29 protein-coding genes are annotated in these 25,416 nt (G+C 41.6%); 15 read left to right on the top strand and 14 right to left on the bottom strand.

Going from position 1 to position 25,416, the window contains the following annotated elements; genetic code table 11:
* Window positions 1–56: 56 nt before the first annotated feature.
* Complete coding sequence (locus tag AB9K32_RS15540; RefSeq protein ID WP_224836255.1) at window positions 57–449, bottom strand: DUF423 domain-containing protein; 393 nt, start codon at window positions 447–449, stop codon at window positions 57–59.
* Between the two features lie 77 nt (window positions 450–526).
* On the opposite strand from AB9K32_RS15540, the gene AB9K32_RS15535 reads away from it, so the two are divergent.
* The 4 genes from AB9K32_RS15535 (at window position 527) to AB9K32_RS15520 (ending at window position 3,409) form a co-directional block, all read left to right on the top strand.
* The gene (locus tag AB9K32_RS15535) at window positions 527–1,900 is read left to right on the top strand and encodes a saccharopine dehydrogenase family protein (protein WP_293298760.1); all 1,374 of its coding nucleotides are present in this window, start codon (window positions 527–529) and stop codon (window positions 1,898–1,900) included.
* Between the two features lie 48 nt (window positions 1,901–1,948).
* Window positions 1,949–2,419 (top strand): Lrp/AsnC ligand binding domain-containing protein, encoded by a 471-nt coding sequence (locus tag AB9K32_RS15530; protein ID WP_224836253.1) that lies wholly within the window; start codon window positions 1,949–1,951, stop codon window positions 2,417–2,419.
* A 39-nt stretch (window positions 2,420–2,458) separates the two neighbouring features.
* Window positions 2,459–2,776 carry a hypothetical protein gene (locus tag AB9K32_RS15525; RefSeq protein WP_338196978.1) on the top strand — a complete coding sequence of 106 codons (318 nt, stop codon included), beginning with the start codon at window positions 2,459–2,461 and terminating at the stop codon, window positions 2,774–2,776.
* Between the two features lie 114 nt (window positions 2,777–2,890).
* On the top strand, window positions 2,891–3,409 hold the full coding sequence (locus AB9K32_RS15520) for a ferritin (RefSeq protein WP_224836251.1): 519 nt from the start codon (window positions 2,891–2,893) through the stop codon (window positions 3,407–3,409).
* Window positions 3,410–3,476: 67 nt separating this feature from the next.
* Here AB9K32_RS15520 and AB9K32_RS15515 read toward each other — a convergent pair whose 3' ends face one another.
* The 3 genes from AB9K32_RS15515 to AB9K32_RS15505 all read right to left on the bottom strand — a co-directional run bounded on the left by AB9K32_RS15515 (window position 3,477) and on the right by AB9K32_RS15505 (window position 8,822).
* Window positions 3,477–4,178, bottom strand: coding sequence for a zinc metallopeptidase (locus AB9K32_RS15515; RefSeq protein ID WP_224836250.1), 702 nt, complete (start codon window positions 4,176–4,178; stop codon window positions 3,477–3,479).
* An 89-nt stretch (window positions 4,179–4,267) separates the two neighbouring features.
* Window positions 4,268–5,368 carry an alanine dehydrogenase gene (gene ald / locus AB9K32_RS15510; protein WP_369885688.1) on the bottom strand — a complete coding sequence of 367 codons (1,101 nt, stop codon included), beginning with the start codon at window positions 5,366–5,368 and terminating at the stop codon, window positions 4,268–4,270.
* Between the two features lie 376 nt (window positions 5,369–5,744).
* A complete protein-coding gene (locus tag AB9K32_RS15505) occupies window positions 5,745–8,822 on the bottom strand; it encodes a leucine--tRNA ligase (RefSeq protein WP_369885687.1) in 3,078 nt (1,025 codons plus the stop codon).
* A gap of 89 nt (window positions 8,823–8,911) precedes the next feature.
* Between AB9K32_RS15505 and AB9K32_RS15500 the strand changes: the two genes are divergently transcribed.
* From AB9K32_RS15500 to AB9K32_RS15480, 5 genes are read left to right on the top strand one after another with little or no spacing between them, the layout of a single operon-like run.
* Window positions 8,912–9,790 carry a cell division protein FtsX gene (locus AB9K32_RS15500; RefSeq protein WP_369885686.1) on the top strand — a complete coding sequence of 293 codons (879 nt, stop codon included), beginning with the start codon at window positions 8,912–8,914 and terminating at the stop codon, window positions 9,788–9,790.
* A 9-nt stretch (window positions 9,791–9,799) separates the two neighbouring features.
* A complete protein-coding gene (locus AB9K32_RS15495) occupies window positions 9,800–10,066 on the top strand; it encodes a DUF3098 domain-containing protein (RefSeq protein ID WP_293298747.1) in 267 nt (88 codons plus the stop codon).
* A 1-nt stretch (window position 10,067) separates the two neighbouring features.
* Window positions 10,068–10,862: an undecaprenyl-diphosphate phosphatase gene (locus tag AB9K32_RS15490; RefSeq protein WP_224836245.1), complete on the top strand. Its 795-nt coding sequence runs from the start codon at window positions 10,068–10,070 to the stop codon at window positions 10,860–10,862.
* A 32-nt stretch (window positions 10,863–10,894) separates the two neighbouring features.
* The gene (truB, locus tag AB9K32_RS15485) at window positions 10,895–11,599 is read left to right on the top strand and encodes a tRNA pseudouridine(55) synthase TruB (RefSeq protein ID WP_369885685.1); all 705 of its coding nucleotides are present in this window, start codon (window positions 10,895–10,897) and stop codon (window positions 11,597–11,599) included.
* A 48-nt stretch (window positions 11,600–11,647) separates the two neighbouring features.
* Window positions 11,648–12,367: an energy transducer TonB gene (locus AB9K32_RS15480; protein ID WP_252080764.1), complete on the top strand. Its 720-nt coding sequence runs from the start codon at window positions 11,648–11,650 to the stop codon at window positions 12,365–12,367.
* Here AB9K32_RS15480 and AB9K32_RS15475 read toward each other — a convergent pair.
* The 5 genes from AB9K32_RS15475 to AB9K32_RS15455 form a co-directional block, all read right to left on the bottom strand.
* Entirely contained in the window at window positions 12,350–12,970 is a 621-nt protein-coding gene (locus AB9K32_RS15475) for a thioredoxin family protein (RefSeq protein ID WP_369885684.1), read from the bottom strand. The two genes, AB9K32_RS15480 and AB9K32_RS15475, sit on opposite strands and share 18 nt — an antisense overlap.
* 81 nt (window positions 12,971–13,051) lie before the next feature.
* Window positions 13,052–14,467, bottom strand: coding sequence for a TolC family protein (locus AB9K32_RS15470; protein WP_369885683.1), 1,416 nt, complete (start codon window positions 14,465–14,467; stop codon window positions 13,052–13,054).
* The gene (locus tag AB9K32_RS15465) at window positions 14,451–15,806 is read right to left on the bottom strand and encodes an HlyD family secretion protein (RefSeq protein ID WP_224836240.1); all 1,356 of its coding nucleotides are present in this window, start codon (window positions 15,804–15,806) and stop codon (window positions 14,451–14,453) included. The genes AB9K32_RS15470 and AB9K32_RS15465 overlap by 17 nt, the downstream gene beginning before the upstream one ends.
* A gap of 5 nt (window positions 15,807–15,811) precedes the next feature.
* On the bottom strand, window positions 15,812–17,479 hold the full coding sequence (locus AB9K32_RS15460) for a peptidase domain-containing ABC transporter (protein WP_369885682.1): 1,668 nt from the start codon (window positions 17,477–17,479) through the stop codon (window positions 15,812–15,814).
* Window positions 17,472–18,158 (bottom strand): TetR/AcrR family transcriptional regulator, encoded by a 687-nt coding sequence (locus AB9K32_RS15455; RefSeq protein WP_252080767.1) that lies wholly within the window; start codon window positions 18,156–18,158, stop codon window positions 17,472–17,474. Before AB9K32_RS15455 ends, AB9K32_RS15460 begins: the two co-directional genes overlap by 8 nt.
* Window positions 18,159–18,277: 119 nt before the next feature.
* On the opposite strand from AB9K32_RS15455, the gene AB9K32_RS15450 reads away from it, so the two are divergent.
* From AB9K32_RS15450 to AB9K32_RS15440, 3 genes are read left to right on the top strand one after another with little or no spacing between them, the layout of a single operon-like run.
* A complete protein-coding gene (locus AB9K32_RS15450) occupies window positions 18,278–18,841 on the top strand; it encodes a DNA-3-methyladenine glycosylase I (protein WP_224836237.1) in 564 nt (187 codons plus the stop codon).
* Entirely contained in the window at window positions 18,831–19,412 is a 582-nt protein-coding gene (locus AB9K32_RS15445; protein WP_369885681.1) for a hypothetical protein, read from the top strand. The genes AB9K32_RS15450 and AB9K32_RS15445 overlap by 11 nt, the downstream gene beginning before the upstream one ends.
* A 10-nt stretch (window positions 19,413–19,422) precedes the next feature.
* Window positions 19,423–20,085 (top strand): DUF2490 domain-containing protein, encoded by a 663-nt coding sequence (locus AB9K32_RS15440; RefSeq protein ID WP_224836235.1) that lies wholly within the window; start codon window positions 19,423–19,425, stop codon window positions 20,083–20,085.
* Here the strand turns inward: AB9K32_RS15440 and aat are convergent.
* Window positions 20,056–20,700, bottom strand: coding sequence for a leucyl/phenylalanyl-tRNA--protein transferase (gene aat / locus AB9K32_RS15435; protein WP_252080770.1), 645 nt, complete (start codon window positions 20,698–20,700; stop codon window positions 20,056–20,058). The genes AB9K32_RS15440 and aat overlap by 30 nt on opposite strands.
* A 123-nt stretch (window positions 20,701–20,823) precedes the next feature.
* The gene (locus AB9K32_RS15430) at window positions 20,824–21,201 is read right to left on the bottom strand and encodes a DUF3127 domain-containing protein (protein WP_224836233.1); all 378 of its coding nucleotides are present in this window, start codon (window positions 21,199–21,201) and stop codon (window positions 20,824–20,826) included.
* 120 nt (window positions 21,202–21,321) lie between these two features.
* On the opposite strand from AB9K32_RS15430, the gene AB9K32_RS15425 reads away from it, so the two are divergent.
* Both AB9K32_RS15425 and AB9K32_RS15420 read left to right on the top strand, forming a co-directional pair.
* Window positions 21,322–22,467 (top strand): PAS domain-containing sensor histidine kinase, encoded by a 1,146-nt coding sequence (locus tag AB9K32_RS15425; protein ID WP_252080771.1) that lies wholly within the window; start codon window positions 21,322–21,324, stop codon window positions 22,465–22,467.
* Window positions 22,468–22,476: 9 nt separating this feature from the next.
* Window positions 22,477–22,827 (top strand): hypothetical protein, encoded by a 351-nt coding sequence (locus AB9K32_RS15420; RefSeq protein WP_224836231.1) that lies wholly within the window; start codon window positions 22,477–22,479, stop codon window positions 22,825–22,827.
* Here AB9K32_RS15420 and AB9K32_RS15415 read toward each other — a convergent pair.
* The gene (locus AB9K32_RS15415; RefSeq protein ID WP_252080773.1) at window positions 22,820–23,212 is read right to left on the bottom strand and encodes an HIT family protein; all 393 of its coding nucleotides are present in this window, start codon (window positions 23,210–23,212) and stop codon (window positions 22,820–22,822) included. The two genes, AB9K32_RS15420 and AB9K32_RS15415, sit on opposite strands and share 8 nt — an antisense overlap.
* A 67-nt stretch (window positions 23,213–23,279) precedes the next feature.
* Window positions 23,280–23,756, bottom strand: a complete 477-nt coding sequence (gene greA, locus AB9K32_RS15410) for a transcription elongation factor GreA (protein WP_207028130.1) — start codon at window positions 23,754–23,756, stop codon at window positions 23,280–23,282.
* Window positions 23,757–23,943: 187 nt separating this feature from the next.
* On the opposite strand from greA, the gene AB9K32_RS15405 reads away from it, so the two are divergent.
* Entirely contained in the window at window positions 23,944–24,381 is a 438-nt protein-coding gene (locus AB9K32_RS15405; RefSeq protein ID WP_224836228.1) for a hypothetical protein, read from the top strand.
* Here AB9K32_RS15405 and AB9K32_RS15400 read toward each other — a convergent pair whose 3' ends face one another.
* Window positions 24,382–25,383, bottom strand: a complete 1,002-nt coding sequence (locus AB9K32_RS15400; protein WP_369885680.1) for a Gfo/Idh/MocA family protein — start codon at window positions 25,381–25,383, stop codon at window positions 24,382–24,384. It lies immediately after the preceding gene.
* Window positions 25,384–25,416: the final 33 nt, after the last annotated feature.

The following is a 25,416-nucleotide window of genomic DNA, read 5'->3' as shown; positions in this document are numbered from 1 at the left end:
TTTATTTGTTGGTACAAAACTAGAAAATATTCGCTTTTCGACCTTTTAAATATGGGTTAATTGAGTTCTTTTTGGGTTAAAATGTGATATCCCAAATAAATCCAAGCCATGATCAAGAAAACTCCCCCGATTGGTGTTAAAAAGCCGATAATCTTAAAGTCAAATGAAGTTAAACTGTTCAATGCCAATAGGTAAATTGAAAAAGAGAACAATACAACACCCAATAGCAAAAGGATAAAAACCGGCTTCTTTGCTTTAATCTTAACACCATTATACATACCCAGGAAAAGAAGGAACAAGGCATGATACATCTGGTACCGAACCCCTGTTTCAAAAGTATCAACAGCATCGGAATCCACAAGCTTCTCAAGCCCATGGGCGCCAAAAGCCCCCAACACTATCGCCAACATTCCCAAAAAGGTTCCAGTGAGCAAAATTGTTCTGTTCATAACTTTTATTTGCTATTTTTTTAAAAATATAACATTTTAATACCTTAGTAACGATTAAACAAAAGTAAACAAAACACATGGTCCGCACTATATTGGTTTTAGGCGCAGGTAAATCAACCTCATACTTACTAGATTATTTTCTAAAAAAGGCGAACGAAGAAAATATTCATTTAAAAATCGGGGATCTTCGTCCCGAAAATATCCCCGATGAATTTTCCAGACATTCCAATTGCACGGTATTTACGTTGGATATTTTTAATGAGGCCGATAGGAAAAAAGCTGTATCGGAAGCCTCCATTGTAGTTTCCATGTTACCAGCAAGTCTGCACATAAACGTTGCACACGATTGTATCGAATTCAATAAACATCTTATTACAGCATCGTACATAAGTAACGAACTAAAGGCTCTGGATGATAAAGTAAAAGAAAAGGGCCTTGTATTTATGAACGAAATTGGTCTTGACCCTGGAATCGACCATATGAGCGCCATGGAGGTAATAGATCGCATCCGGGACGCAGGTGGAAAAATGTTGCTGTTCGAATCCTTTACCGGCGGATTGGTAGCCCCGGAAAGCGACACCAATCTATGGCACTATAAATTTACCTGGAATCCCAGAAACGTGGTACTGGCCGGCCAAGGAGGCGCAGCAAAATTTATCCAAGAGGGCACGTACAAATACATACCCTATCAAAAATTGTTCAGAAGGACAGAATTTATGGACGTCGAGGGCTACGGCACATTTGAAGCCTATGCCAATCGCGATTCCTTAAAGTACCGCGAAGCGTACGGCCTGCAAGACGCGTTAACACTTTTTAGAGGAACCATGCGAAGGGTAGGTTTTTCCAAAGCATGGCAAATGTTTGTGGTCCTGGGCATGACGGATGATAGTTACTCCATTGAAAATTCCGAAGGAATGTCCTATCGCGAATTTGTGAATTTATTTCTTCCCTATTCGCCTACAGATTCGGTAGAGTTAAAAATGAGACATTACCTAAAGATTGACCAAGACGATATTATGTGGGGCAAGCTTTTGGACTTGAACATTTTTGACGACTCTAAAAAAATTCCGCTCAAAAATGCATCGCCTGCACAAATGCTCCAATACATACTTGAGGATAGCTGGACCCTGAAAGAAGACGAAAAGGATATGATCGTAATGTACCACAAGTTTGGATACGAATTAAATGGCGAAAAAAAACAGATTGATGCCAATATGGTGGTCATCGGTGAAAACCGACGTTATACGGCAATGTCCAAAACTGTAGGTCTTCCCGTAGCTATCGCCACCTTAAAAATCCTGAACGGAGAAATTACGACACCAGGTGTACAAATTCCTATAAGCAAAGAGGTATACGAACCTATCTTATCCGAATTGCGTACCCAGGGCATCGAGTTCAAAGAATATCAAGTTCCCTATTTAGGTTACAATCCCGATTCGGTAGCGAGTTAAAATTTGTTAGATTTTGGATACCTTTAGCTATACTTTAAAATTCAAGAAGTGAAAAACAATAACAGTTCCGTAAAAATAGACGGTATTGACAAAAAGATCCTAAGGTATCTCATGGAGGATGCAAGACGACCCATTCTCGAAATAGCAAGAAACATAGGCATTTCGGGAGCCGCAATACACCAAAGACTCCGCAAACTGGAAAGCTCAGGGCTATTGGCAGGATCCAAATTTGTAATCAACCCAAAAGTATTGGGCTATTCTACCATGGCCTACATCGGCATTTATTTGGACAAGGCCATGACCAACCCGAGAGCGGTAAAACAATTGGAAGAAATTCCGGAAGTACTGGAATGCCATTACACCACAGGAAACTGGTCCATACTCATTAAAGTATTGTGCCGGGACAACGAACACCTCATGCAGGTCCTCAATAAAAAAATCCAACAGATCGAAGGAGTATCACGAACAGAAACCTTTATCTCCCTGGATCAGCAAATTGATAGACAAATACGGATTTGATATTTGTATTGAATCTAAATAAATATTACATTTGACCCCATGAATGTAGTATTCAAATCCAAATATTATACACTTTATCAATCCACGGCCGAACGCCGATATTATATCGATTTTGGACAAAAGCTAGTTCGCATGTCTCTTTGCGAGCTGTTATCCCTTAGGCATAAAATACTGTCCATCTCCGTAGAAGACCATTTTGATAGTGATTTGAATTCCCACGGTTTCGAAGTTTTGATGCTTTGCAATAAAGAGCATTTGTTCATCCTTAATACCTTAGAGGTACTAGATCTTAAAAATCTTATCCATAATGGTTTTGTGGCCATAGGACTTTCTGCCAAAGCCGAAGCCCTTACGTAAAAGACCTACTTACTTTTATCCAGTCTTAATTGGTTTCTAAATTAAAGGGACCTGTACGCTGTACAGATTTAAATCTGTAACTTTATATCACAATCACATTAGAAACTTAGTATTATGAAAGATATCGCAAGACAAAGTATGAGCATAAAAGTGGAATCCATGGATTTGCTCAACGGACAAATAAAAATGGAAGCCCATGCCTCTGCGACCTATTTGGCCATGGCCTCATGGTGCGAGCAAAATGGTTTTTTTACCAGCGCCAAATTTTTCTTTAAACAAGCAGAGGAAGAACGTGAACATATGATGAAAATCTTCAATTTTTTGGTTGATACAGGAGGGAACCCAATTTCACCGGAAGTAACCAATATCAACCACGATTACTCTTCCATTGTTGATGTATTTGAATCTACTCTGGAGCATGAGGTAAAAGTGACCAAATCAATCCACAATATTGTTAAAAAAGCCCGTGAATCCGGCGATATTGCAACCGAGCGTTTCTTGGATTGGTTTGTAATGGAGCAGGTGGAAGAAGAAAATACCGTAAGGGACATCTTGGATATGATCGAGGTAACGGGCACCGAAGGTGTTGGACTCCAAATGATCGACAATCAAGTAGCAAACTGGATTGACTAGTCAATTTTCTGAAAGTCATTAAAAAAGGGGCCGATCGGCCCCTTTTTATTTGAGTTATAATCAATTCTTAATCTCTTCCTCCAAAAACCTGTACCGCCCAGTACAATAGGGAGGCCAAGGCGCCCAAAGCTGCGACCAAATAGGTTCTTGCCGCCCATTTTAGTGCATCCTCTGCTCCGGAATACTCCTCTTGGGTAACCATGTTCTTTTGCTTTAACCACACCAAAGCCCTTTTACTGGCATCGTACTCAACGGGCAGGGTAATAAAGCTGAACAAAGTAGCAAATCCCATCATAATCAAACCAGCAACAGCTATATAAAAGCCAATACCGCCCGCTACACCCGTAGCGGCCATCAGCATAATTCCACCAAAAACCACCCAAGTGGACATTCCAGAGGTAACGCTCACCACAGGAACCAATTTGGAACGCATGGTCAACCATTCATATGCCTGCGCATGTTGTACCGCATGTCCACATTCGTGTGCCGCTACCGCGGCAGCAGAAGCATTTCGTTGGTTGTACACACCTTCACTAAGGTTTACGGTTTTATTCTTAGGGTTGTAGTGGTCCGTCAACATTCCGGGGGTGGAAATAACCTTAACATCCCTAATTCCATGATCATCCAGCATTTTTTGGGCAATCTCCGCACCACTCATCCCATTGCGCAAATGCACCTTGGAATACTTCTTGAACTTACTCTTTAATCGGTTGCTCACCAGCCAGCTGATCAGGGCAATTCCCCCGATCAATATATAATATGTCATCATAATTTAATCGTTTATATAAATATACCACATAAATGCAAAAACCCCGCCAAATCGTGGCAGGGTTAAAATACTGTCAAAATGTTAGTTTGTTAGGCCATTACGGGCTCTAAATGAAAAGTTTCGGCGATTTCTTTGTAAATAATCTCTCCTTCAACAACATTCAATCCTTTTTTTAAGGACGGATCCAATTTGCATGCACTTCTCCATCCTAGATTGGCCAATTGTAGCACATAGGGCAGTGTAACATTCGTCAAGGCAACTGTAGAAGTATAAGGCACTGCCCCTGGCATATTGGCTACACAATAGTGAACTACATCATCTATAATAAAAACCGGGTCCTCATGGGTTGTAGGCTTGGTGGTCTCCACGCATCCTCCCTGATCTACGGCAACATCGACAATTACGGTGCCCGGATGCATATCCTTTAGCATATCCCTGGTGATCAAGTTGGGTGCCTTGGCCCCTTTTAAAAGCACTCCCCCAATAATAAGGTCGTGCGTTTTTATATGTTTTCTGATGTTGAACTCGTTAGAAAAACCGGTTACAACATGACTTGGCATAATGTCGTTCACGTACCGGAGGCGCTTCATGTTCACATCCAAAATAGTGACCTGCGCACCCAGACCTGCTGCCATTTTAGCAGCCTGAATACCAACAGTACCCGCTCCCAGAACCAAAACCCTACCTGGTGAAACTCCGGGAACTCCACCCAAAAGCACTCCTTTACCCTTAACAGGCTTTTCCAGATACTTTGCTCCTTGCTGTATTGCCATTCTGCCGGCAACCTCGGACATTGGGGTTAACAAGGGCAAGGTTCCATCTTCATCTTCCACCGTTTCGTAAGCAATACAAATGGCCTTACTCCTGATCATGGCCTTGGTCAAGGCTTCACTGGAAGCAAAATGGAAGTAGGTAAACACAATCTGTCCTTCCTGAATTAGGTTATATTCTTCTGCTATGGGCTCCTTTACCTTAACGATCATATCGCTCATAGCATACACTTGGCCAATGGTATCCAAAATTGTGGCCCCGGCCTGCTGATAATCCTGATTGAAAAAACCACTGCCTTCACCTGCACCTGATTGCACGTAAACCGTGTGATTGTTCTTTACCAATTCAAATACTCCAGCGGGCGTCATGCCCACCCGGCTCTCATTGTTTTTGATTTCTTTCGGTATCCCAACAGTCATTTTGTTGTTTTTAATGGTTTCTGGGACCAAAGTTGTACAAAAAAAATGAATCACAACAGAAATAATCGATAAAAAGTAGGGGTGTCAGGTTAAATAATATATTTTTTAACATTTATACCCTCTATTTATATAGGTCTAATTAATTTTTTTATATGTTTTTGACTTTGTACCCCTATTTTTTTAAGGGGTGTTGTGTTTTAAACAAAAAAGCATGCCGGTCGGCATGCTTTTTTGAGGGTATTCTTATAAAATTCGTATTGATTTTATCGTAAGGTGATGTTTTCGTCATCCTGAACTTGATTCAGGTTCCCATAAAACTGATTTAATCGTATGAGATTCCGAATCGAGTTCGGAATGACAGCAACAATTTATCGGATTACCCAACAATATTTACAATCTTACCTGGAACCACGATTACCTTTTTAGGTTCTCTGCCCTGCAACTGCTCCTTCGTTTTCTCATGGGCCAGCACCGCGGCTTCAATATCCTCCTTGCTCATATCCAACGGCAACTCTAATTTGAAGCGCATTTTTCCATTAAAGGATATCGGGTATTCCTTACTGCTCTCCACCAAATATTTTTCCTCAAACTTCGGGAAAGGCACTTCGGCAATGGACCCGGTATTGCCCAACCGCTCCCAGAGCTCTTCGGCAATGTGCGGCGCGTAAGGTGAAACCAAAACTGCCAATGGACCCAGAATCGCCTTGCTGGTACATTTTTGAGATGTTAACTCGTTTACACAGATCATAAAGGTAGATACGGATGTATTGAACGAGAAGTTTTCGATATCCTCTTCCACTTTTTTGATGGTCTTGTGCAGCGTTTTGAGATTATCGGCGGTGGGTTCCGTTTCAGCTCCATTCAGCGACCCATTTGTATATAACTTCCAAAGTTTTTTAAGGAAAGAGTGCACTCCGGAAATACCTGCCGTATTCCAAGGTTTGGACTGCTCCAATGGCCCTAAGAACATTTCGTACAAACGAAGGGAATCTGCCCCATACTCCTCACAAATGGCATCTGGGTTCACCACATTGTATTTGGATTTGGACATTTTTTCGACCTCGCGGCCTACAATGTACTTTTCATTTTCTAGAATGAACTCCGCATCTTTATATTCAGGTTGCCATTCTTTAAAGGCCTCCACATCCAATTCATCGGATGCATTGACCAAGGAAACATCGGCGTGAATTTTAATTACCGCTTTTAAAATTCCATCTAACAAGTTTTTTAATACTGGGAATTTCTCTTTTAGTGCGGCTTCTAGAGAAGGAAAATGTGAAAATATTTTTAACTCACCATCACCGAAATCTGCATTCGGATACAATTGATTAGTCAACAAGTCCTTTGATACTAAAATCTTATTATTATAACGTCCTATAAATTTTGTTATTTGATCAACTTCTTCTTGAGAATATTTCCTCCCTTGGATGAAATTACCCAGTGAATCCGTAAAATCTTTCAACTCCAATCTATAAACAAACGCACTCGTCCCCGTAATCATTCCTTGGTTGATCAACTTTTGGGCAAATTCATCTTTGGGCACGTAGCCCATATCGAACATAAACTTCTGCCAAAAACGGGAATACAACAAGTGGCCCGTAGCATGTTCGCTACCTCCAATATATAAATCCACATCTTGCCAATAGTTGATGGCTTCTGGAGAGAAAATAGCGTCATCGTTCCGTGGATCCATATACCTATTAAAGTATTGGGAACTTCCCGCCCAACCCGGCATGGTATTTAATTCTAGAGGGAATACAGTTTCATGATCAATTAATTGATTATTGACCACTGTACATTGTTTTACGTCCCACGCCCATTCGGTGGCGTTGCCCAATGGCGGCTCACCCGTTTCCGTGGGAAGATATTTTTCCACTTCGGGCAATTGTAAGGGCAAATGCTCCAAATCGATTATTTGCGGCATACCATCCTTATAATATACAGGAAATGGTTCGCCCCAGTAGCGCTGACGGCTAAATACGGCATCGCGTAAACGGTAATTCACTTTTCCTTCGCCATGTCCGATCTTCTCCAACTCGGCAATGGCTTTCTTCATGGCATCTTTATAAGAAAGCCCATTTAGAAAATCAGAATTGGCAATAATAGTAGTTTCCTTATCAGCAAATGCCTCTTCGGAAATATCGACACCTTCAAAAATATTGGGGATATCTATATTATAATGTTTTGCAAAATCATAATCGCGTTGGTCGCCACAGGGTACGGCCATAACCGCTCCCGTTCCATAACTGGCCAACACGTAGTCACCAATCCAAATCGGGATAGGTTCTTTGGTAAACGGATGTTCTGCATAAGCTCCCGTAAACACCCCAGATATGGTTTTTACATCGGCCATACGGTCGCGCTCGGAACGTTTTGCCGTAGCTTCCACATAAGCATCAACCTCTGCTTTTTGCTCAGGTGTCGTAATCTTGGCCACCAACTCGTGCTCTGGAGCCAACGTCATAAAACTTACACCGAAAATGGTATCGGGCCGGGTGGTGAAGACCTCTATCTCGTAAGGCTTCTCGACTGTGCTCGAAGTGACATCCCGGTCGCTTCGACTACGCTCAGCGTCCAACACATTAAAAGTAACCGAAGCACCTACAGATCGCCCAATCCAGTTGGTTTGGGAATCCTTTAAAGGTTGCGGCCAATCAATTTTATCCAATCCGTCCAACAAACGCTGGGCATAAGCGGTGATGCGCATGCTCCATTGCGTCATTTTTTTACGGACTACGGGGTGACCTCCACGCTCGGAAACCCCATTTACGATTTCATCATTGGCCAAAACGGTTCCAAGGGCAGGACACCAGTTTACTTCGGTATCCGCCAAATAGGTCAATCTGTATTTTAAAAGGATTTCTTGCTTTTCCTTGTCGGAATACGTATTCCAAGTGGCTGCATCAAAACTTGGAACATCATCATCACAAGCGGCTTCAACATTGGTATTCCCTTCTTTTTCCAAAATGGAGATCAGACTGGAAATGTTTTCTGCTTTGTCCGATTTCTTATTGTACCAAGCGTTGAACAATTGGATAAAAATCCATTGTGTCCACTTGTAATATTGTGGGTTGGAGGTTCGCACTTCGCGGCTCCAATCAAAAGAAAAACCTAGTTGGTCCAACTGCTCACGGTACCTGTTGATGTTGTTTTCCGTCGTAATCGCAGGATGCTGACCCGTTTGAATCGCATATTGCTCCGCTGGCAACCCGAAGGAATCGTAGCCCATTGGGTGCAACACATTGAATCCTTTGTGTCTTTTGTAACGCGAATAAATGTCCGTGGCAATGTATCCTAGCGGGTGCCCTACGTGCAGGCCTGCCCCCGAGGGGTAAGGGAACATCGACAATGCATAAAATTTAGGTTTATTGGAATCGTTGGATGCCTTAAAAGTTTCATTTTCTGCCCAATACTTCTGCCATTTGGCCTCAATCTCGCGGAAATCGTAATTCATTGTTAATCTTGTTCAATTTCGTGTGCAAAAATAGGTTTAATCCCCTAAATACAATTTACTTTTCTATTTTTACGTACTGATTCTATTCTATGAGCCAATATATTGAACGATATCAGAGACGAAAACTGATTTCCTCCTACTTTTCCGTGGCTTTGAGCATTGCCTTGGTCCTGTTTCTTTTGGGTGTTTTGGGCCTTTTGGTGCTCAACACCAAAAAATTGGCAGACCATTTTAAAGAGCAGATCACTATTTCGGTGTTTTTGAAAGATAATGCCAAGCCGGTCGAGATTGACCAGTTACAAAAAAGTTTGGCCCTTGCGGAGCACACAAAATCCGCCGAATACATTTCCAAAGAAGATGCGGCCGAACAATACAGCGAGGAAATTGGCGAAAACTTTGAAGAGTTCTTGGGCTACAATCCCTTGAAAAATTCCATCGATGTGCATTTAAAGGCCGATTTTGTCTCTCCACAACAAATTGATGAGATTGCAGAAGACTTGGCGGCCAAGGCCTACGTGGACGAAGTTAGCTATGACAAACCCTTGATCTCCTTGCTCAACAACAACGCACGGAAAATCAGTTTATGGATATTGGTGGCCAGTGCTGTTTTCACCGTAATTGCCGTTTTATTGATCAATAGTTCCATCCGACTTTCCATTTATTCCAAAAGATTCATTATTAAAACCATGCAAATGGTAGGCGCCACGAAAACCTTTATCCGAAGGCCTTTTATCTGGACCAACATTAAACTGGGCATGGTCGGGGCAGTTGTCGCTTTGATCGGGTTGGGTGTATTGGTGTTCTATATCGACAAAAACTTCCCCGAACTGAATCTTTTGCAAGATTATATCGTTCTCATTATTTTGTTCGTTAGTGTATTTGGTTTGGGCGTTATCATTTCGTGGGCCAGCACCCATTTTGCGACCCAACGCTTTTTAAACCTGAGAACGGACGATCTTTATTACTAAATTTGCAGCATGAGCAAGAAAAACAACAACGGTTCAAAGCCTACAAAAGAATTTGTTTTCCAGAAGAAAAACTATCTCTTCCTATTTATAGGTATTGCCTTTATTGCCCTTGGGTTTATTTTGATGAGCGGTGGCGGAAGCGACGACCCCGAAGTATTCAACCCCGAGATATACAACTTTAGAAGAATCCGCCTTGCACCAACCTTGATTCTTATCGGTCTAGGCATTCAAGTGTACGCCATTTTGTTGAATCCTAACAAGAAAAACAAGGAGTAATTTGGAGATAATCGATGCTATTATCCTTGGAATCATTCAGGGATTGACCGAATTTTTACCCGTTTCGTCCAGCGGACATTTGGAATTGGGAAAAGCCATATTGGGAGCACAGGCCGTTCCAGAGGAAAGCCTTTTATTTACCGTAATCTTGCACTTTGCCACTGCACTGAGCACCTTGGTGGTATTTCGGAAAGATGTTTTCGATATTTTAAAAGGCCTCTTTCAATTTAAATGGAACGAAGAGACCCAATTTTCCTTAAAGATTGTTATTTCGATGATTCCCGCCGCCTTGGTAGGATTGTTTTTAAACGATTTTATCGAAGTATTTTTTGATGGGGCCATTGTAATCGTAGGGATAATGCTCATAATTACGGCATTTTTACTGTATTTGGCAGATTTGGCCAAAACTACGGAAAAAGGTGTTTCTTTTCGTAGTTCCTTCATTATTGGAATGGCACAGGCCGTTGCCATCCTGCCCGGTATTTCCCGAAGTGGGGCAACTATTTCGGCTGCCGTACTTTTAGGAGTTGACAAGACAAAATCGGCACGTTTTTCCTTTTTAATGGTAGTCCCGTTGATCTTGGGAAAAGTGGCCAAAGATCTTATGGGAGGCGAAATCAATTTTCATGGTGATCAGGCCATAGCCATGGGGGCAGGGTTTGCAGCCGCTTTTTTTGCCGGATTGGCAGCCTGTACCTGGATGATCAAGCTGGTACGCCAGAGCAAGCTTAGTTATTTTGCCATTTACTGTTTAATAGTTGGGTTAATTGCCCTTGCTTGGAGCATTTGGGGATAGATCAGTATATTTGATGCCAAAATCCCAATTTTTTGAATACCCAAGAAGATTTTTTGAACGGTCGGATACTCTTGATCGATAAGCCTTTGGAATGGACTTCGTTCCAAGCAGTGAATGCCCTAAAATGGGCCATCCGGAAAAAATTTGGCCTAAAAAAGATAAAAATCGGTCATGCCGGCACCTTGGATCCCTTGGCCACAGGTTTGTTGATTATCTGTACGGGGAAATTCACCAAAAAAATTCCAGAGCTTCAAGGACAGATAAAAGAGTACACCGGAACTATTACTTTGGGAGCTACTACGCCTTCATACGACCTGGAGACCGAAGTGAACGAGACCTTTCCCACAGAACATCTTACCAATGAATCAATCCAAGAAGCTACTACACAATTTTTAGGAGAGATTGACCAAGTACCCCCTATTTTTTCAGCCTTAAAAAAAGATGGGAAGCGATTATATGAACTCGCCAGGGAAGGGAAGCAAGTAGAGATAAAATCAAGAAAAATAGAAATTCTTGAATTTGAGATCACCCGAATTAATCTCCCCGAAGTGGACTTTAGGGTAGTGTGCAGCAAAGGGACCTATATACGTTCCCTTGCGCACGATTTTGGCAATGCTTTGGGGTCCGGGGCCCATCTTAGCAAACTAAGAAGAACCAAAATAGGGGATTTCAACGTAGATAATGCTACAAGCCCCAATGTTTTCAAGGAAAAACTTGAGGTAAATACACCGACCTAAATAGGTCCAAATAAAATATTTTAATAAAAAAGCGGTTATAGTAAAGCCATGAACCTTAACAAGAGCCAGTTATCACTTTTGATTACTTTCTTCTCTATGTCCATAGTGATTTTATTGCTTTTCAATATTCACCTAGGGGGCGTACAAGAGGATGAGTATGTTATTGAAATGAGCCTGGCCGACGAGGATATTGAAAAGCTTATTGAGGAAGAGGAAGAGAGACTGGAAGAAATGCGAGCTGCCAATGACCCCATTAAAAGCCACATGGCCCTCAACGAAACCGCAAAACCCAGTGTTGGCAACCCAGAACCTCTAAAAACACTGGAAGAGCTCATGGAAGAAAGAGCTTTGAGCAGCGAATCCGGGGAATATGCCGATAATTCCGGTTTCGAAGATCAATTAAAAAAACTCCGGGAACAACGCGACGAAAAGAAAGAAAAATTAGGGGAACGCGATGCCCAAAAAGAAGAGTACACCAACTATTTAAAAGATCGACGCACTTCCATTTCCTATTCATTGGTAGAAAGAAATGCCTATTATCTTCCTCCGCCTATTTACACCTGTATTGAAGGCGGCAAAGTGGTGGTGAACATTACGGTGGATAACAACGGGTATGTTACCGAGGCAAGTTTTAACGATAAAAGTTCCGGAACCAATAATGGTTGTTTAGTGGACAATGCCATTGCCTATGCATTAAAAGCACGCTTTAGCCCCGATTCCAAAAATTCGCAAATCGGAACCATAACCTACCTATTCCAAGGCAAGTAGTTCCAATATATCCTCTAGGATATTTTGCCCTTTATTCTTATTGTACCACACCTGTAGTTCCTGTTTAAACTCGTCGGTAAGTTTCCCGTGTTGCCTTTTGCAGTCCTCTACCATTTTAGTGGCAATGCTAGGTCTTGGGCCCCATTCACCGACAATTTCATTTTTGTTCTTGTCCAGTAGGATCACCTTGGGGATAGAACGTGCTCCTTTGGTAAGAAATGCATCCATTAGGTCAAGGCTCTCATCCCGTAAAACGATCTTAAAGGTAATATTGGGACTAGCTTCTGCTATTTTGGCGATTACGGGCAAGCTGGCCGCCGCATCACCACACCAACTCTCGGACAGCGCCAAAAAAACAAGTTGCCTATCCAGGTTGCTCAACTTTTGTTGGTCCTCTTCCGAAATCTTAAAGGTCTTCTCCCACCGCACCATTCTACGGTCGCCAAGTTTGGTATAATTAATTAGGGCATCGGATTGAACAGGACCAGTAGTTTTACCGGATTTTGCGAGTTCGCTCACCAATTCGCTATAAGTTCTGTAATCCATCCCTTTCTGAAGATATTCCCGGACTATTTCCAATCGATTCTTTTCCAATACTTCCATAAAATTGATTTTTTCAAAAGTACATTGGGCCATCCACCCATTTTCTGACTTTTGTCATTGGTAGTTATTAGAGGCTATTCCTTACAATGCTTTGGGGTTTATGGCCAAACTCTTGAACAACATCGCTTTGGTATGGAAAAATTTGTTCTGCATTTCGTTCCGCTTTAAGTAAGCATCGATAAGCTTGCTTTCCCTGGAATTGATCAAAAACAGGGAACTTTCCCCAAAACTGAATTTACGTTCTTCGGCGGTCAACATCGTGGAATAGTCATTTACTATATCCCGGATGAGCTGATTTTGTTGGGTAAAAGAGTCCAACTCGTTATAAATGGCAATTACTTTGTTCTGAATTTCCACTTCGGCATTGTCCCTCTCATATTCGGCATCCCTGAGTTTAAATTTTGCCAATTTTAGGTCTCCACGTTCCTTGCGCAGGAATATGGGCATTTGAAAACTTAAGCCCGCTTTGTAGTTCTCGGTAACAAATGAGTTTATGAATTCTGGTGTTTCGGTTATAAAATTGTATTCCGCCTTTAATTTTGGCAATAGTTTATTGGCTTTCAATCTTTTGTCAACCGTCAACCCTTCTATTTTATAGTTCAATGACAAAAGTTTCGGATGTGATGCCAAACTGAAGCTATCCAATGGCATACCCTCGATCTCCAATGTTGAATTGATATCCATTTCGGGCTCCAAATTAGGCCTTACCCCAGGTTGAAGCTCAACGGGTACATCCTCGATCCATAGGTAATTACTGAGTTCGAGTGATTTTTTCATCAGTTTCACCTTGGCCTGTTGATAACCTAAATCCCGGTTTCGAACAGCAATTTTTGCCTCTACTGTATCGATCATGGCAACTTCACCGGCCATGGCACTTTCCTTGACCCCCTGAAAACGAGTTTCGGCATTTTGTAAAAAATCCCGGTACACTTCGGCATCCTTAAAGGCCCTTAACCAATCAAAATAGGCCAATGAGGCATTGTATAAGACTTGGTTTACCTGTAGATCTTGTTCGGCTTTGGTCTGTTCCCTAAAAAACTTTGCCCTTTTTAAGGTTGCCATACGCTCATTGATCCAAAATCCTTGCAATACGGACATGGAGACCCCTGCACTGTACAGACCATCATCTGGCAAAGTCTCGTCGGGATTGAGATAGGTACCCTCACGCTGTTGATAATTCCCTTTTAGCTCAATACCAAACCATGTGGGTATCTTAAAAGTCGTATTCAATCGATCCCAATACTCGGTCCCTTTAAACTCTTTGGTATCGTAATCTACCTCAACTTTAGGGTCAAAGCCACCCCTTGCTTTCATAAGGTTGGCCTGCCCTATGGCAATATTCAGTTGTGCCTGCTTGGCAATGGGGTGATATTTTTTTACATACCCCAAATATTCCTTAAAGCCGAGTACCGATACATCTTGTTGTGCATAAAATGTACAGGTAGCAAAGATCAGTAGGGCAAAAAATAAAAGTTGGCTTCTATTTCTTTGTGGCATTTGCGCTAGTATTTTGGGGTTGATAATAATTTGGAGGGAAGCCGTTGAGCTGTCTCCACAATTCAAACCAAACCGGAACGTCTTCCAAAAGTGCGATAGTGCTTGCTCCGGATCCTACACGAATATCTTTTGGCCATGGGGCTTCTTCTTCGTCCGGCGCCAATAGTACCCGGTATTTCCCATTGGGGCTGATGAAGTTTTCGATGGCCACGACCTTACCGCCAAAAGTACCGTAGGATGCATTAGGCCAGCCGCTAAATACGATAGCCGGCCACCCATCAAACTGAATCCGCACTTTTTCATCCAAATGGATCAAAGGCAAATCTATGGGCTCAACAAATGTTTCTACGGCCACATCATAATCAGCGGGCATTATACCTACCAATTGGGCACCTTCTTTAAAAGTTTCCCCGATTCCGGATTGGATCGCCTTTGTAATATACCCATTTTGAGGAGCACGTATGTACAGCATATTGTTCCTCATCTCGTAGTTGGTATATTGATTCTCCAATTTTGTTACCTGTGCCTCGGAATCGAACTGATTGGATTGCGCCGTGTACAGATCGCTCTGTGCCTTGGAAATCTTATCCGTATACTCCGCCTTTACCCTATTGATTTCCACTTGCGCATTGATCACATCGTTTTTACTGGTCAACAATTTGTTTTCCTGACTTATCAATTTGGCCTGGGTCTCTTGCAACTTAAGGCGTTTCTCCTCAACATCTGTCACAGCTTTTAGGCCTTCTTCTTGTAATTTTTGAGTACGATCGTACTGCCGTTGGGCAATGGTAATGTTGGTGTTTGCCGCTTCCAGATCAATACTGTCGCTTTTCACCTTTAATTTGGACTGCACCAATTTATTTCGGGCTTGCTCCAATTTTAGTCCCAACTCACTTTTGAGTGCATTTATTTGTTGGTTCAGCGCTTTGACCTTTTCCTGATACGACGTTACGGCCATTTCCTTTGCTTTGATCTGCTGACCGGTGCGCTCTACCAAATTGGGGTCGAAATACTCACTTTTTACTTCGGAAATATATAGGATGGTATCCCCTTTTTGCACATAGTCCCCTTCTCTTACATACCATTTTTCTATTCGGCCAGGTATCGGGGACTGTATGGTCTGCGGTCTTTGATCCGGTGTCAGCGTTGTAAGGAACCCTCTACCCGTGATATTCTGCGTCCAGGGCAAAAACATCATAAAGAACACTGTTATGGAAAAATACGCCAAAAAGCGATTAAAATGTTTGTAATGTCTTTTATGAAAGACTTTTTGGCCCGCCTTATAACCTGTAAGGTCCACTTTCTCGTTCAACTTGTTATTGGAAGAAATATTGAGCATGAGCTTTATTTTATGTTTGTCAATCTACCGTTATCCATTCGAATGATCTGATTACAGCGACTCTCCCATTTTGGGTTCTCGCTAACCACTACAAGTGCCCATCCATTGGCCGGATCCGTAAGGAAGTCCATCATCCGTTCTGTTGCTTCTTCATCGTATTGCTCCAAAGGGTCCTTTAAGATCATTAGCTTTGGCCTGGTAACAACACTGCGTGCCAAAACAATTTTTCTGGAGATAAAGTCCGGTATTTTTTTACCCTCGGGGTACAAGATGGTTTTAAGTCCCTGTGGCTGTTCTTTAACGAACTCTGTAAGCCCCACTTTTTCCAAGGCCCAGTACACATCTTCCATCGGTATCTCTTTGTTCCCAAAGGTAATATTGTCCAACAGCGTTCCCTCGAATGGATATTCTTCTTTAAGGGAATGCCCTAAATATGCACGGTACTGGCTCAGTTTTACACCTTGGAGCGATACATTGTTCACATATATTTTACCGGAATCGGGTTCTAGGATCCCAGCCATCATTCTTAAGAGCGTGGACCGGCCGGAACCACTTTTTCCCAATATCAACAATTTGGAATCGGGACCAACGGTCAAGGACAGGTTATCTATAATCTTCTTTTCCAGTCCGGGAACCTTGTAAACTACATCTTGTAGTTCGATAGTTAACCCATCTTGATCATTGAATGGGGTTTCCCCGTCTTTGGGCTCCAATTTCTTGTCCACGACCTGCCCCATTTTTTCTAAAGAGGTTAAAAGATCATAAAATGTTTCCAATCCCAAAATCAGTTTTTCAACAGAACTGATCACCAAAAGAATGATGATTTCCGCAGCTACGAACTGTCCTATGTTCATTTGCTGGTCCAGAACCAATAATCCTCCGATCAACAACAATCCCGCCGTAACCAAGACCTTAAAACCGATCATTTGAATAAATTGTAGGACCAATACTTTAAAATGGTTTTCCCTGGCCTCTAAATAATCACTTACAAGAGCATCGTTCTTGTCCAAGGCATGGGATGTTTTTCCAGAAAGTTTAAAACTAATAATGGATCGGGCGATCTCTTGTACCCAATGCGCCACTTTGTACTTTATTTTTGATTCTTCCAAACTGGTATCCAACCCTCTTTGTGCCGTAAATTTGAATACGATGTAAATCAATAAGAGCAACAAGAGTCCGTATATGATAAAGAACGGATGATAAAAGGACAGCAGCAACAGACCAAATACGATCTGCAACAAAGCTGCTGGAAAATCTATCAATATTTTGGACAGTGATTTTTGGACGGTCAGCGTATCAAAAAAACGATTGGCAAGTTCTGGTGGATAGTAATACCTCAACTCGCTCATCTTAATTTTTGGAAATCGGTAAGCAAACTCAAAAGATGCCCTGGTAAAAATTTTCTGTTGTAAATTTTCAATGATTCGTATCTGCATCAATTGCAAAACACCTACAAATGCAACCCCCAAGGTCACCAAAACTACCAGCACGATCCACGATGTGCTTACTCTGGCCCCCTGTATAAGATTAATTATGGCCTGTATCCCCAATGGCAGGGAAAGGTTCACCAATCCGGCAAAAATTGCATAGTAAAATATCTGAAAAATGTCTTTCTTGTCCAAGGTCAGAAGTCCCGTTAACCGTTGCCAAGCCGTGAGTATATGTTTAGCCATTTACTTTTTTGTTTAAGGTGCGAAAAATTAAATCTGTAAAAAAAGTTGTTGGTGTTATCTTATGGTTACAATTGGTTATGGTAGGGAAATGTTCCTGCAAAAAATATTGATGGAGCGATCCTTCCAAAACGTTGCTGGCCAAACTGATCGGATAAGGATAGTGATCGTCCACTGCTTTGATCATATCACTGAGACGGTTGATCAGTCTTTTGTAAACAACAAAGTAACCGTCCTTGTTTTCTTGGTTGATTTCTTTTACCAAATAGGATTTGGAGTATTCGTTGATGATCAATCTGCTCAATACCACTTCGTTCACATGGGTCACGGAAGTATCCTCCTCAATGCTCTTGGTCAAGATCTCCACCGCCTTTTCCAGTTTTTTTACCGAGTCGGATATCCCATTGGTGGCAAAAACCATTCTATACTCCATCCATCCCCAATACCACGTGGCCAAATAGAGGAGAAGTTTATGCTTGTTCTCGAAATACCGATAAATGGAACTTTCGTTGGAGTTTATTTTTTCTCCCAGTTTTTTGAAGGTAAAATGATCAAACCCGATTTCATCGATCAACAGTATACTGTGCTGCACAATATTCTTTCCTAAAGTGGAAGACTCCGGGTCTTTTATATAGAGTTTCTCGTTAACTCCAATTTTTAAGGATTTCATAAGTAAATCCATTACTCACACTTTTAAAATTTTCTCTCGCAAATATAAAAGTAATACTATTATTTTATAATACTTTAACTTTCAATTAACTCTAGACTTTTTCCATTACTTTTGATAAAAAGTGAACTGCGATGAAGAAACACAGGTGTGGATGGTGCTTGGGCGACCCGCTCTACGAAGCTTACCACGACACGGAATGGGGAGTTCCGGTTAAGGATGACTCCACGCTCTTCGAGTTTTTGATACTTGAAACGTTTCAAGCTGGTTTGAGCTGGATCACTGTTTTACGCAAACGCGAAAATTTTAGGGAGGCCTTTGATAATTTCGACTACAATAAGATTGCTCAATACAATCAAACCAAAATCGATAGCCTGTTACAAAACCCGGGCATCATCAGAAATAAATTAAAAGTAAATGCCACGGTATCCAATGCACGGGCATTTATGGCCACGCAAAAAGAGTTTGGTAGTTTTAGCAAGTATATTTGGGATTTTGTGAACGGCAATCCCATTAAAAACGAATGGGAAAATTATAGGGATGCTCCTGCCACTACCGAACTATCCGACATTATTAGCAAGGATCTAAAAAAACGAGGGTTCAAGTTTGTTGGCAGTACGGTTATTTACGCCCATATGCAGGCCACCGGTATGGTAAACGACCACGAAGTAAATTGTTTTAGATACCATGAAGTATAAAGTCATCATACTGGCAATACTTGCTATGGCACAGACCGTGTTTGCGCAAAACAAGTACGAAAGAGAGTCCAGAATAGAGCAAGAACAATTCCCTTCCAAATCCTATGGATTGATCCAAGAATACCTACAAAACGCCAAACGTGTTCGTTTTTATCAGGAAACGGACAGCACAAAAAAAAGCTACGAAGTCAAATTTAAAAAAGGCCGTCTGCATTACAGCGTGGAATTTAACGAGCAAGGTTTTCTGGAAGATGTGGAATTTAAAGTAAAAGAGCGGGACCTCCCCAATGCCACGTGGGATGCGATACAACACTATTTGGCAAAAAACCACAGTAATCACAGGGTAAAGAAAATACAGCAACAATATCCGGCCCGCAAAGGACAGTCCGTGGAGAAAACCCTATACAATGCGTTCCAAAATTTAATTTTGCCAGCTGTAAATTATGAGCTTATATTCTCGGCAAAAGAAAAGAATGGTTTTCAAGAATACGAAGCTTTGTTCAATGCCGACGGAAATCTAATCGCCATTCGTAAATCTTTCCCTCCAAGCTATGACCATGTGCTGTACTAAGCGATCGCTTTTGTTTGTTTTATTACTTTCGGTATCCCCGACCATTTGGGCCCAAAAAAACTTAACGGCCTATTTGCAGCCACAGATCGCGGTCAACTACAAGGTTGCCGGATCGTACTCCCACAACTTTTCTTTGGCGAGCCGAAATTATATTTTTAGCAATGAGGATTTTCTTTTAAGAGCCAGGCAATTGGACCTTGCCCATTTTTCCAATTTAAATATCCGCGACAATCAAAGTATTGCACTAGGGGTCCAATATAGGTTCAGAAACAACTTCGAGGACAAAGAAAATGAACTGAGAACAACCCAACAATACAACATTGCCCAAAGGCCCAATGCCATACGTTACGGACATCGGATACGTGCCGAACAACGAATTACCCAATCGCTCACCACTCATCGGTTTCGATATAGGTATGCCATGGACTTTCCTTTAATTGGGGAAAAACTGGACTTGGGCGAACCTTATTTTGTTGGCAGTTTGGAAAATTTGCTGAGCGTTGCCAAAGGTACTTCACCACAATACGATACGCGCCTTTCCGGCCAGGTAGGGTGGCAACTCCAAGGGGGGTTAAAGCTTCAAATGGGTATTGAATATAGGCTGGAAGATTACAGCTCCTCTTTACCACAAAACATTCTTTTTCTATTGACGAGCATGCAGTTGTCCTTGTAGGATTTTCATAAATTCCTTTCTGGGCAGCAATTCGGCACCCAAACTTTCCAGGTGATCCGTATGCACTTGGCAGTCAATGATCCGATACCCGTTTTTATACATTTCTTGGGCCATTTTTATAAATGCGAACTTGGATGCATTGGAAGTTAGACTGAACATACTTTCTCCACAAAATACATGTCCCAGGTCCACCCCGTACAAGCCACCTACTAGTTCGCCATCTTCCCAGACCTCGTAGGATTTAATAAATCCTTTTTTATAGAGATTCATATAGGCCATTTTCATTTCGGGTGTAATCCAGGTACCCTCTTGCCCTTTTCGATGTATTTGAGCGCAATAATCTATCACTTGCTCAAAACATTTATTCTGGGTAAGGGTAAATTTTCCTTCACGGATCAGTTTGCGCATACTTTTGGAAATCTTCACCTTTTCTGGAAAAAGGACCATTCTCGGGTCCGGTGTCCACCAGAGTATCAGGGAATCATCGTTGAACCAAGGGAAAATACCATTCTTATAGGCCAACAATAATCTTTCTGGGGATAAATCGCCCCCAACAGCGAGCAATCCATCTTCTCCAGCAGTTTCAACGGGAGGAAACTGCAACCTTTTGCCCAAAAAATGTAATGGAGTGTTTTCCAAGATCAATTTTTCTTAAAAATACAAATAGGTCCCAAAACAAGAAAATCCGAACTCAACGCCCGGATTTCATTTATAACTTGTTTAAAATTGATTTTTTGATTAAAACGGCAGGTCATCATGATCCTCCTCATTTAGATCGTCCGCAGGCTCAAAAGCTTCCATTGGGGGTACGGGTGGCATATTGTCCGATCCTTGCTCTTGTTGCAAGTTTTCTATACGCCATCCTTGGATAGAGTTAAAATATTTGGTTTCGCCTTGTGGGTTTACCCATTCCCTTCCTCTTAGGTTGATACTTACCTTGACCATTTGCCCAACACTGTAGTTGTTCAGCAAATCACATTTATCCTGCACAAACTCTATCATTATATGTTGTGGATATTGCTCTTCGGTGGTCACGACCATCTCTCTTTTTCTGAAACCATTATTGCCGTATGTCTTGGTCTCGTCTATCATTTTTATTCTTCCCTGAACTTCCATGCAATGTTAATTTTTGTTGAAAACTCAAAAATACATAAAATGAATTCCATCGATCACCGTTATTTCAACTAACTATCAACATGTTTTCCATTTGTTATCTTTAAAAAGAAATTGACCTTTATGAACTTTAGTCCAAAAAGGAAAACCTCCAATATTATAATGCTGATCTCGGCATTCGTGATCGTCAGTCTTATTTTGTGGAATACCAATAGTTTCTTCCGTAAATTCAAGGAGGAGGAACGTTTAAAGATGGAAATTTGGGCCACTGCACAATTGGAGCTCATCCAATCCTCAGTAGATCAAGAACTGGGCAACCTAACCCTTAAAGTCCTTGGCAACAACACGTCGACCCCCATGATCTTGGTCAACGAGGAGGGTTCTTACAAAACACACAATATCCCGGAGGACAAAATAACCGATAGTGTATATATCCATAAAAAAATCGTTCAGTTCAAAAACGAGAATGAGCCCATACAGATCATTCAGGAAGACGAACTGCTGGAAACCTTATATTATGGCAATTCCGAGGTGCTGAACAAACTAAAATACTACCCTTTGGCCCTACTTTTGATCATTTTCTTGTTTGGCGCCGTAATCTTCTTTTTCTTTCGTACCAATAAGGCTTCCGAGCAAAATAAACTTTGGGCGGGTATGGCCAAGGAAACCGCGCACCAGATAGGAACCCCCTTAACTTCTTTGTTGGGATGGAACGAACTGCTCAAATCGGAAGATATCAACCCTGAGGTTACTCAAGAAATTGCCAAGGACATCGACCGTTTGGAGACCATTACCGAGCGTTTTTCCAAAATTGGCTCCATACCTGAGCTTCGGGAACACGATATTGTCGACGAGACCAAAAAAGCTTATGATTACCTTAAACAGCGTAGTTCCAAATTGGTCCATTTTTCTTTTAGTTCCAATGTGGACCAGGCTATGGTATTGATGAACCCCCCGCTCTACAACTGGAGTATTGAAAATTTGGTAAAAAACGGTATCGATGCCATGAAGGGCAAAGGCAACATTGCCATACAGATTGAAAAAAAGGGGCAAAATATCAACATATTGATCTCGGACACCGGCCACGGAATCCCTAAAAGTGATTTTCAAAATATTTTTGACCCAGGGGTAACATCCAAGCAAAGGGGCTGGGGATTAGGCCTTTCTTTGGTAAAAAGAATCGTTGAGGAGTACCATAAAGGAAAAATTAAAGTATTTTCGTCCAGTAAAGAAGGAACTATCATGCAGATTTCCATAAGAGCACTATAAATTTAGGTTATGGCCAAGGAAAAAAAACTTGTAATTCAAGAAGCTGATATTACCAACAACTGCCCCGTGTGTTTTAATCAGGAACTTAAGATTACCTTTTATCAAAAACATACTTTTAATGCATTCTATCACAGGACCACAGGTGTGGTGAGCCACGATATCCAATGTAAAAAGTGCCACTCGACAATTTATCCCGTGGATTGGACCCCGGATATTGAACGTGTTTACGATTACTACAACAAACTGGTAAATCCCGACCGACCTGCGGTAAGGTTTACCATGCTCTTTTTTATTATTCTGATTTTAATGCTATGTCTGGTAGCTGCTGGGGTATATTTTTACTTGGAAAGTTTTAATTGAGGTAAGATCTTATATCCTTGGCCACTTCTTCGAATTCTTCTGTGGTCAAACTTTCTTTTTGTTGAAAAGTTGCGTTTGCCATCGTGTTCAAAGGTATTAAATGCACATGCACATGTGGAACTTCGAGCCCGATTACGGACATTCCTACACGCTTACAGGGTACAGCTTTTTCTATGGCCTGCCCCACCTTTCTGGAAAAGGCCATCAACTTCATGTACGATTCCTCATCAAGATCTAAGATTTTGTCCACTTCTTTTTTCGGAACACACAAGGTATGCCCTTTGGTATTTGGGTTAATATCCAAAAAAGCAAAGTTATCCTCATCTTCCGCTATCTTATAGGAAGGTATGTCCCCGTTTATGATTTTTGTGAATATGCTGGCCATTATCCGTTGTTTTACATAAAAAAATCCCGTTGAAAAACGGGATTAAATATAACTAATTTTGTAGCGGTTACTCTCGTGTAATCTCCAAAATCTCAAATTTTAAGGTTCCATTGGGCACTTTGATCTCGGCAACATCGCCCACTTTTTTGCCCAACAAGCCTTTTCCAATAGGGGAGGTAACGGATATTTTTCCTGTTTTTAGGTCGGCTTCGCTCTCTGCCACCAAGGTGTATTTCATTTCCATACCATTTGCCTGGTTCTTGAGCTTAACCGTGGAAAGCACCAATATTTTGGAGGTATCCAATTGTGATTCATCTATTAATCGAGCATTGGCCAGGGTTTCTTCCATTTTGGATATTTTCATTTCCAATAGGCCTTGTGCTTCTTTGGCCGCATCATATTCTGCGTTCTCGGAAAGATCTCCTTTATCCCTTGCTTCGGCAATGGCCTGCGAAGCCTTGGGACGTTCCACATCTTTCAGGTGGTTCAGTTCGTCCCTTAATTTTTTTAGTCCTTCGGGCGTGTAGTATGAAACTTTGCTCATATCGTTAATTTTTAATGCAATAGGGCATTGAAGAAAATCAAAAAATTTCCCCAATACGCGCTTACTTTATAAATACAAAAAATCCTCAACTATACCCATGACCTGCACGGTATTTTTGCGAGGATTTAACGCAAATATATACAATTTTTCATCAACTTTGTCTCGGAAAGACATTCAAACTTTGATTATGAAACAGTTCTGGGCCATTGTTCTTTTAGCCGTTATTCTGTCGTGTAGCTCGGATTCATCCAATCGAAATCCATATTTGCAAGAGGTTCGGTTCCGCTTTGAACTCAACCTCAACCTACCGCTTTACAACGACCTCAACAATATTGGAAATCCTGTTTACGTTGGCAACAATGGTGTTGGTACCCGTGGGGCCTTTGTTATAAAATCGAGTTTAAATACCTTTTATGCCTTTGAGGCCAGTTGCCCCAACCACACACCGAACAATTGCTCTACCATGACGATTGACGGACAGAATGTTGTCTGCGGTTGCGAGGGATATACGTATAGCCTTTTTACAGGGCAACAACTGGACAGACCAGATGATGGCAACCGTTATTACGACCTTCTTTTTTACAATGCTACGCAGAGTGGAAATACGGTGATTATTTCCAACTGATCATTTTTGTTTTAGAATTTGCTCCATTACCCAACTGGTATGCAATCCCGTTTTTCCCGTTGATGGATGAACCACCGCACCCAAAAGATGCTGTTTTATATGTTCCACATGATGTTGTTGAATGTGCTCTGGGTGATCAATATGTACCCGTTGATGGCCTAATGGGTTCTCAAGTTCAATGGGCGCTTCATCCAAAACCGAAAACTTTATTCGCCCTTGTGAACCCAAAATCTCAACATTGTCCGATCGGTGATGCGTACCAAAATTCCAACTGCCACTACCGGTTGTGCCGCCTTCGTGCACCCAATGTGCAGTAACGGCATCGAAAGCGGGGTACAGACCAAGTTGATTGGTTCCAAACCCACTGACCTTTTTAATGTTTCCCAAAAGAAACGTAAACAGATCCAAACCATGGCTTGCCAAATCATCAAAATATCCTCCTCGGGCAATATTAACATCGGTTCGCCAGTTGTACGATTTCGATAAATCGATTGGGTTAGGGGGTTTTGTTTTTTGCCAGTGAATATGCCTTACTTCTCCAATCAGACCGTCCTCCAACCACTGTTTTACTTGTAAAAACCTTGGTAACGAACGTCGATAATAGGCGATAAAAAGCGGAATATCCTTGCTTTTAAAAGCTTCATATACAGCTAAACTCTCCCGGTATGTAGGAGCCATGGGTTTTTCCAAACAACAAGGCTTTCCTGCCTCGGCAACTTTTAAAGCGTAAAATTTATGTGTGTCGGGAGGCGTTGCAATATAAACCGCATCGATATCCGGATTGTTGATTACTTTATCCGCATCGGTTGTCCATTGTGCGATTTGGTGCCGGTTGGCATAGTCTTCAGCTTTCACTACATTTCTTCGCATTACCGATTCCACCAGGAAGCCCTTGGTCTTCTGATAGGCAGGCACACTTTTTTTCTCGGCTACGCTACCACAACCTATTACGCCCCACCTAAGAGGGTGTTTTTCGGAAAAATTAAAACGGGATTCTGTCATTGTGTTAAAATTACAGAATCCCGATATAAAAAA

Source organism: Allomuricauda sp. XS_ASV26 (genome assembly GCF_041224615.1).
GTDB lineage: Bacteria > Bacteroidota > Bacteroidia > Flavobacteriales > Flavobacteriaceae > Flagellimonas > Flagellimonas alginolytica.
The sequence above is the reverse complement of the archived record's forward strand: the minus strand, read 5'-3'. Positions and strand labels throughout refer to the sequence as shown.

Excerpts from the sequence above, each read along its gene's own strand:
- AB9K32_RS15465 (WP_224836240.1), bottom strand. The coding sequence starts at position 15,806 with ATGCTCAATATTTCTTCCAATAACAAGTTGAACGAGAAAGTGGACCTT.
- AB9K32_RS15430 (WP_224836233.1), bottom strand. The coding sequence starts at position 21,201 with ATGGAAGTTCAGGGAAGAATAAAAATGATAGACGAGACCAAGACATAC.
- AB9K32_RS15405 (WP_224836228.1), top strand. The coding sequence starts at position 23,944 with ATGAAACAGTTCTGGGCCATTGTTCTTTTAGCCGTTATTCTGTCGTGT.
- AB9K32_RS15495 (WP_293298747.1), top strand. The coding sequence starts at position 9,800 with ATGAGCAAGAAAAACAACAACGGTTCAAAGCCTACAAAAGAATTTGTT.
- AB9K32_RS15400 (WP_369885680.1), bottom strand. The coding sequence starts at position 25,383 with ATGACAGAATCCCGTTTTAATTTTTCCGAAAAACACCCTCTTAGGTGG.
- ald (WP_369885688.1), bottom strand. The coding sequence starts at position 5,368 with ATGACTGTTGGGATACCGAAAGAAATCAAAAACAATGAGAGCCGGGTG.
- AB9K32_RS15515 (WP_224836250.1), bottom strand. The coding sequence starts at position 4,178 with ATGATGACATATTATATATTGATCGGGGGAATTGCCCTGATCAGCTGG.
- AB9K32_RS15420 (WP_224836231.1), top strand. The coding sequence starts at position 22,477 with ATGGCCAAGGAAAAAAAACTTGTAATTCAAGAAGCTGATATTACCAAC.
- AB9K32_RS15500 (WP_369885686.1), top strand. The coding sequence starts at position 8,912 with ATGAGCCAATATATTGAACGATATCAGAGACGAAAACTGATTTCCTCC.
- AB9K32_RS15475 (WP_369885684.1), bottom strand. The coding sequence starts at position 12,970 with ATGGAAGTATTGGAAAAGAATCGATTGGAAATAGTCCGGGAATATCTT.
- AB9K32_RS15425 (WP_252080771.1), top strand. The coding sequence starts at position 21,322 with ATGAACTTTAGTCCAAAAAGGAAAACCTCCAATATTATAATGCTGATC.
- AB9K32_RS15460 (WP_369885682.1), bottom strand. The coding sequence starts at position 17,479 with ATGGCTAAACATATACTCACGGCTTGGCAACGGTTAACGGGACTTCTG.
- AB9K32_RS15540 (WP_224836255.1), bottom strand. The coding sequence starts at position 449 with ATGAACAGAACAATTTTGCTCACTGGAACCTTTTTGGGAATGTTGGCG.
- AB9K32_RS15535 (WP_293298760.1), top strand. The coding sequence starts at position 527 with ATGGTCCGCACTATATTGGTTTTAGGCGCAGGTAAATCAACCTCATAC.
- AB9K32_RS15525 (WP_338196978.1), top strand. The coding sequence starts at position 2,459 with ATGAATGTAGTATTCAAATCCAAATATTATACACTTTATCAATCCACG.
- AB9K32_RS15455 (WP_252080767.1), bottom strand. The coding sequence starts at position 18,158 with ATGGATTTACTTATGAAATCCTTAAAAATTGGAGTTAACGAGAAACTC.
- greA (WP_207028130.1), bottom strand. The coding sequence starts at position 23,756 with ATGAGCAAAGTTTCATACTACACGCCCGAAGGACTAAAAAAATTAAGG.
- AB9K32_RS15450 (WP_224836237.1), top strand. The coding sequence starts at position 18,278 with ATGAAGAAACACAGGTGTGGATGGTGCTTGGGCGACCCGCTCTACGAA.
- AB9K32_RS15520 (WP_224836251.1), top strand. The coding sequence starts at position 2,891 with ATGAAAGATATCGCAAGACAAAGTATGAGCATAAAAGTGGAATCCATG.
- AB9K32_RS15470 (WP_369885683.1), bottom strand. The coding sequence starts at position 14,467 with ATGCCACAAAGAAATAGAAGCCAACTTTTATTTTTTGCCCTACTGATC.
- AB9K32_RS15480 (WP_252080764.1), top strand. The coding sequence starts at position 11,648 with ATGAACCTTAACAAGAGCCAGTTATCACTTTTGATTACTTTCTTCTCT.
- AB9K32_RS15445 (WP_369885681.1), top strand. The coding sequence starts at position 18,831 with ATGAAGTATAAAGTCATCATACTGGCAATACTTGCTATGGCACAGACC.
- AB9K32_RS15505 (WP_369885687.1), bottom strand. The coding sequence starts at position 8,822 with ATGAATTACGATTTCCGCGAGATTGAGGCCAAATGGCAGAAGTATTGG.
- AB9K32_RS15415 (WP_252080773.1), bottom strand. The coding sequence starts at position 23,212 with ATGGCCAGCATATTCACAAAAATCATAAACGGGGACATACCTTCCTAT.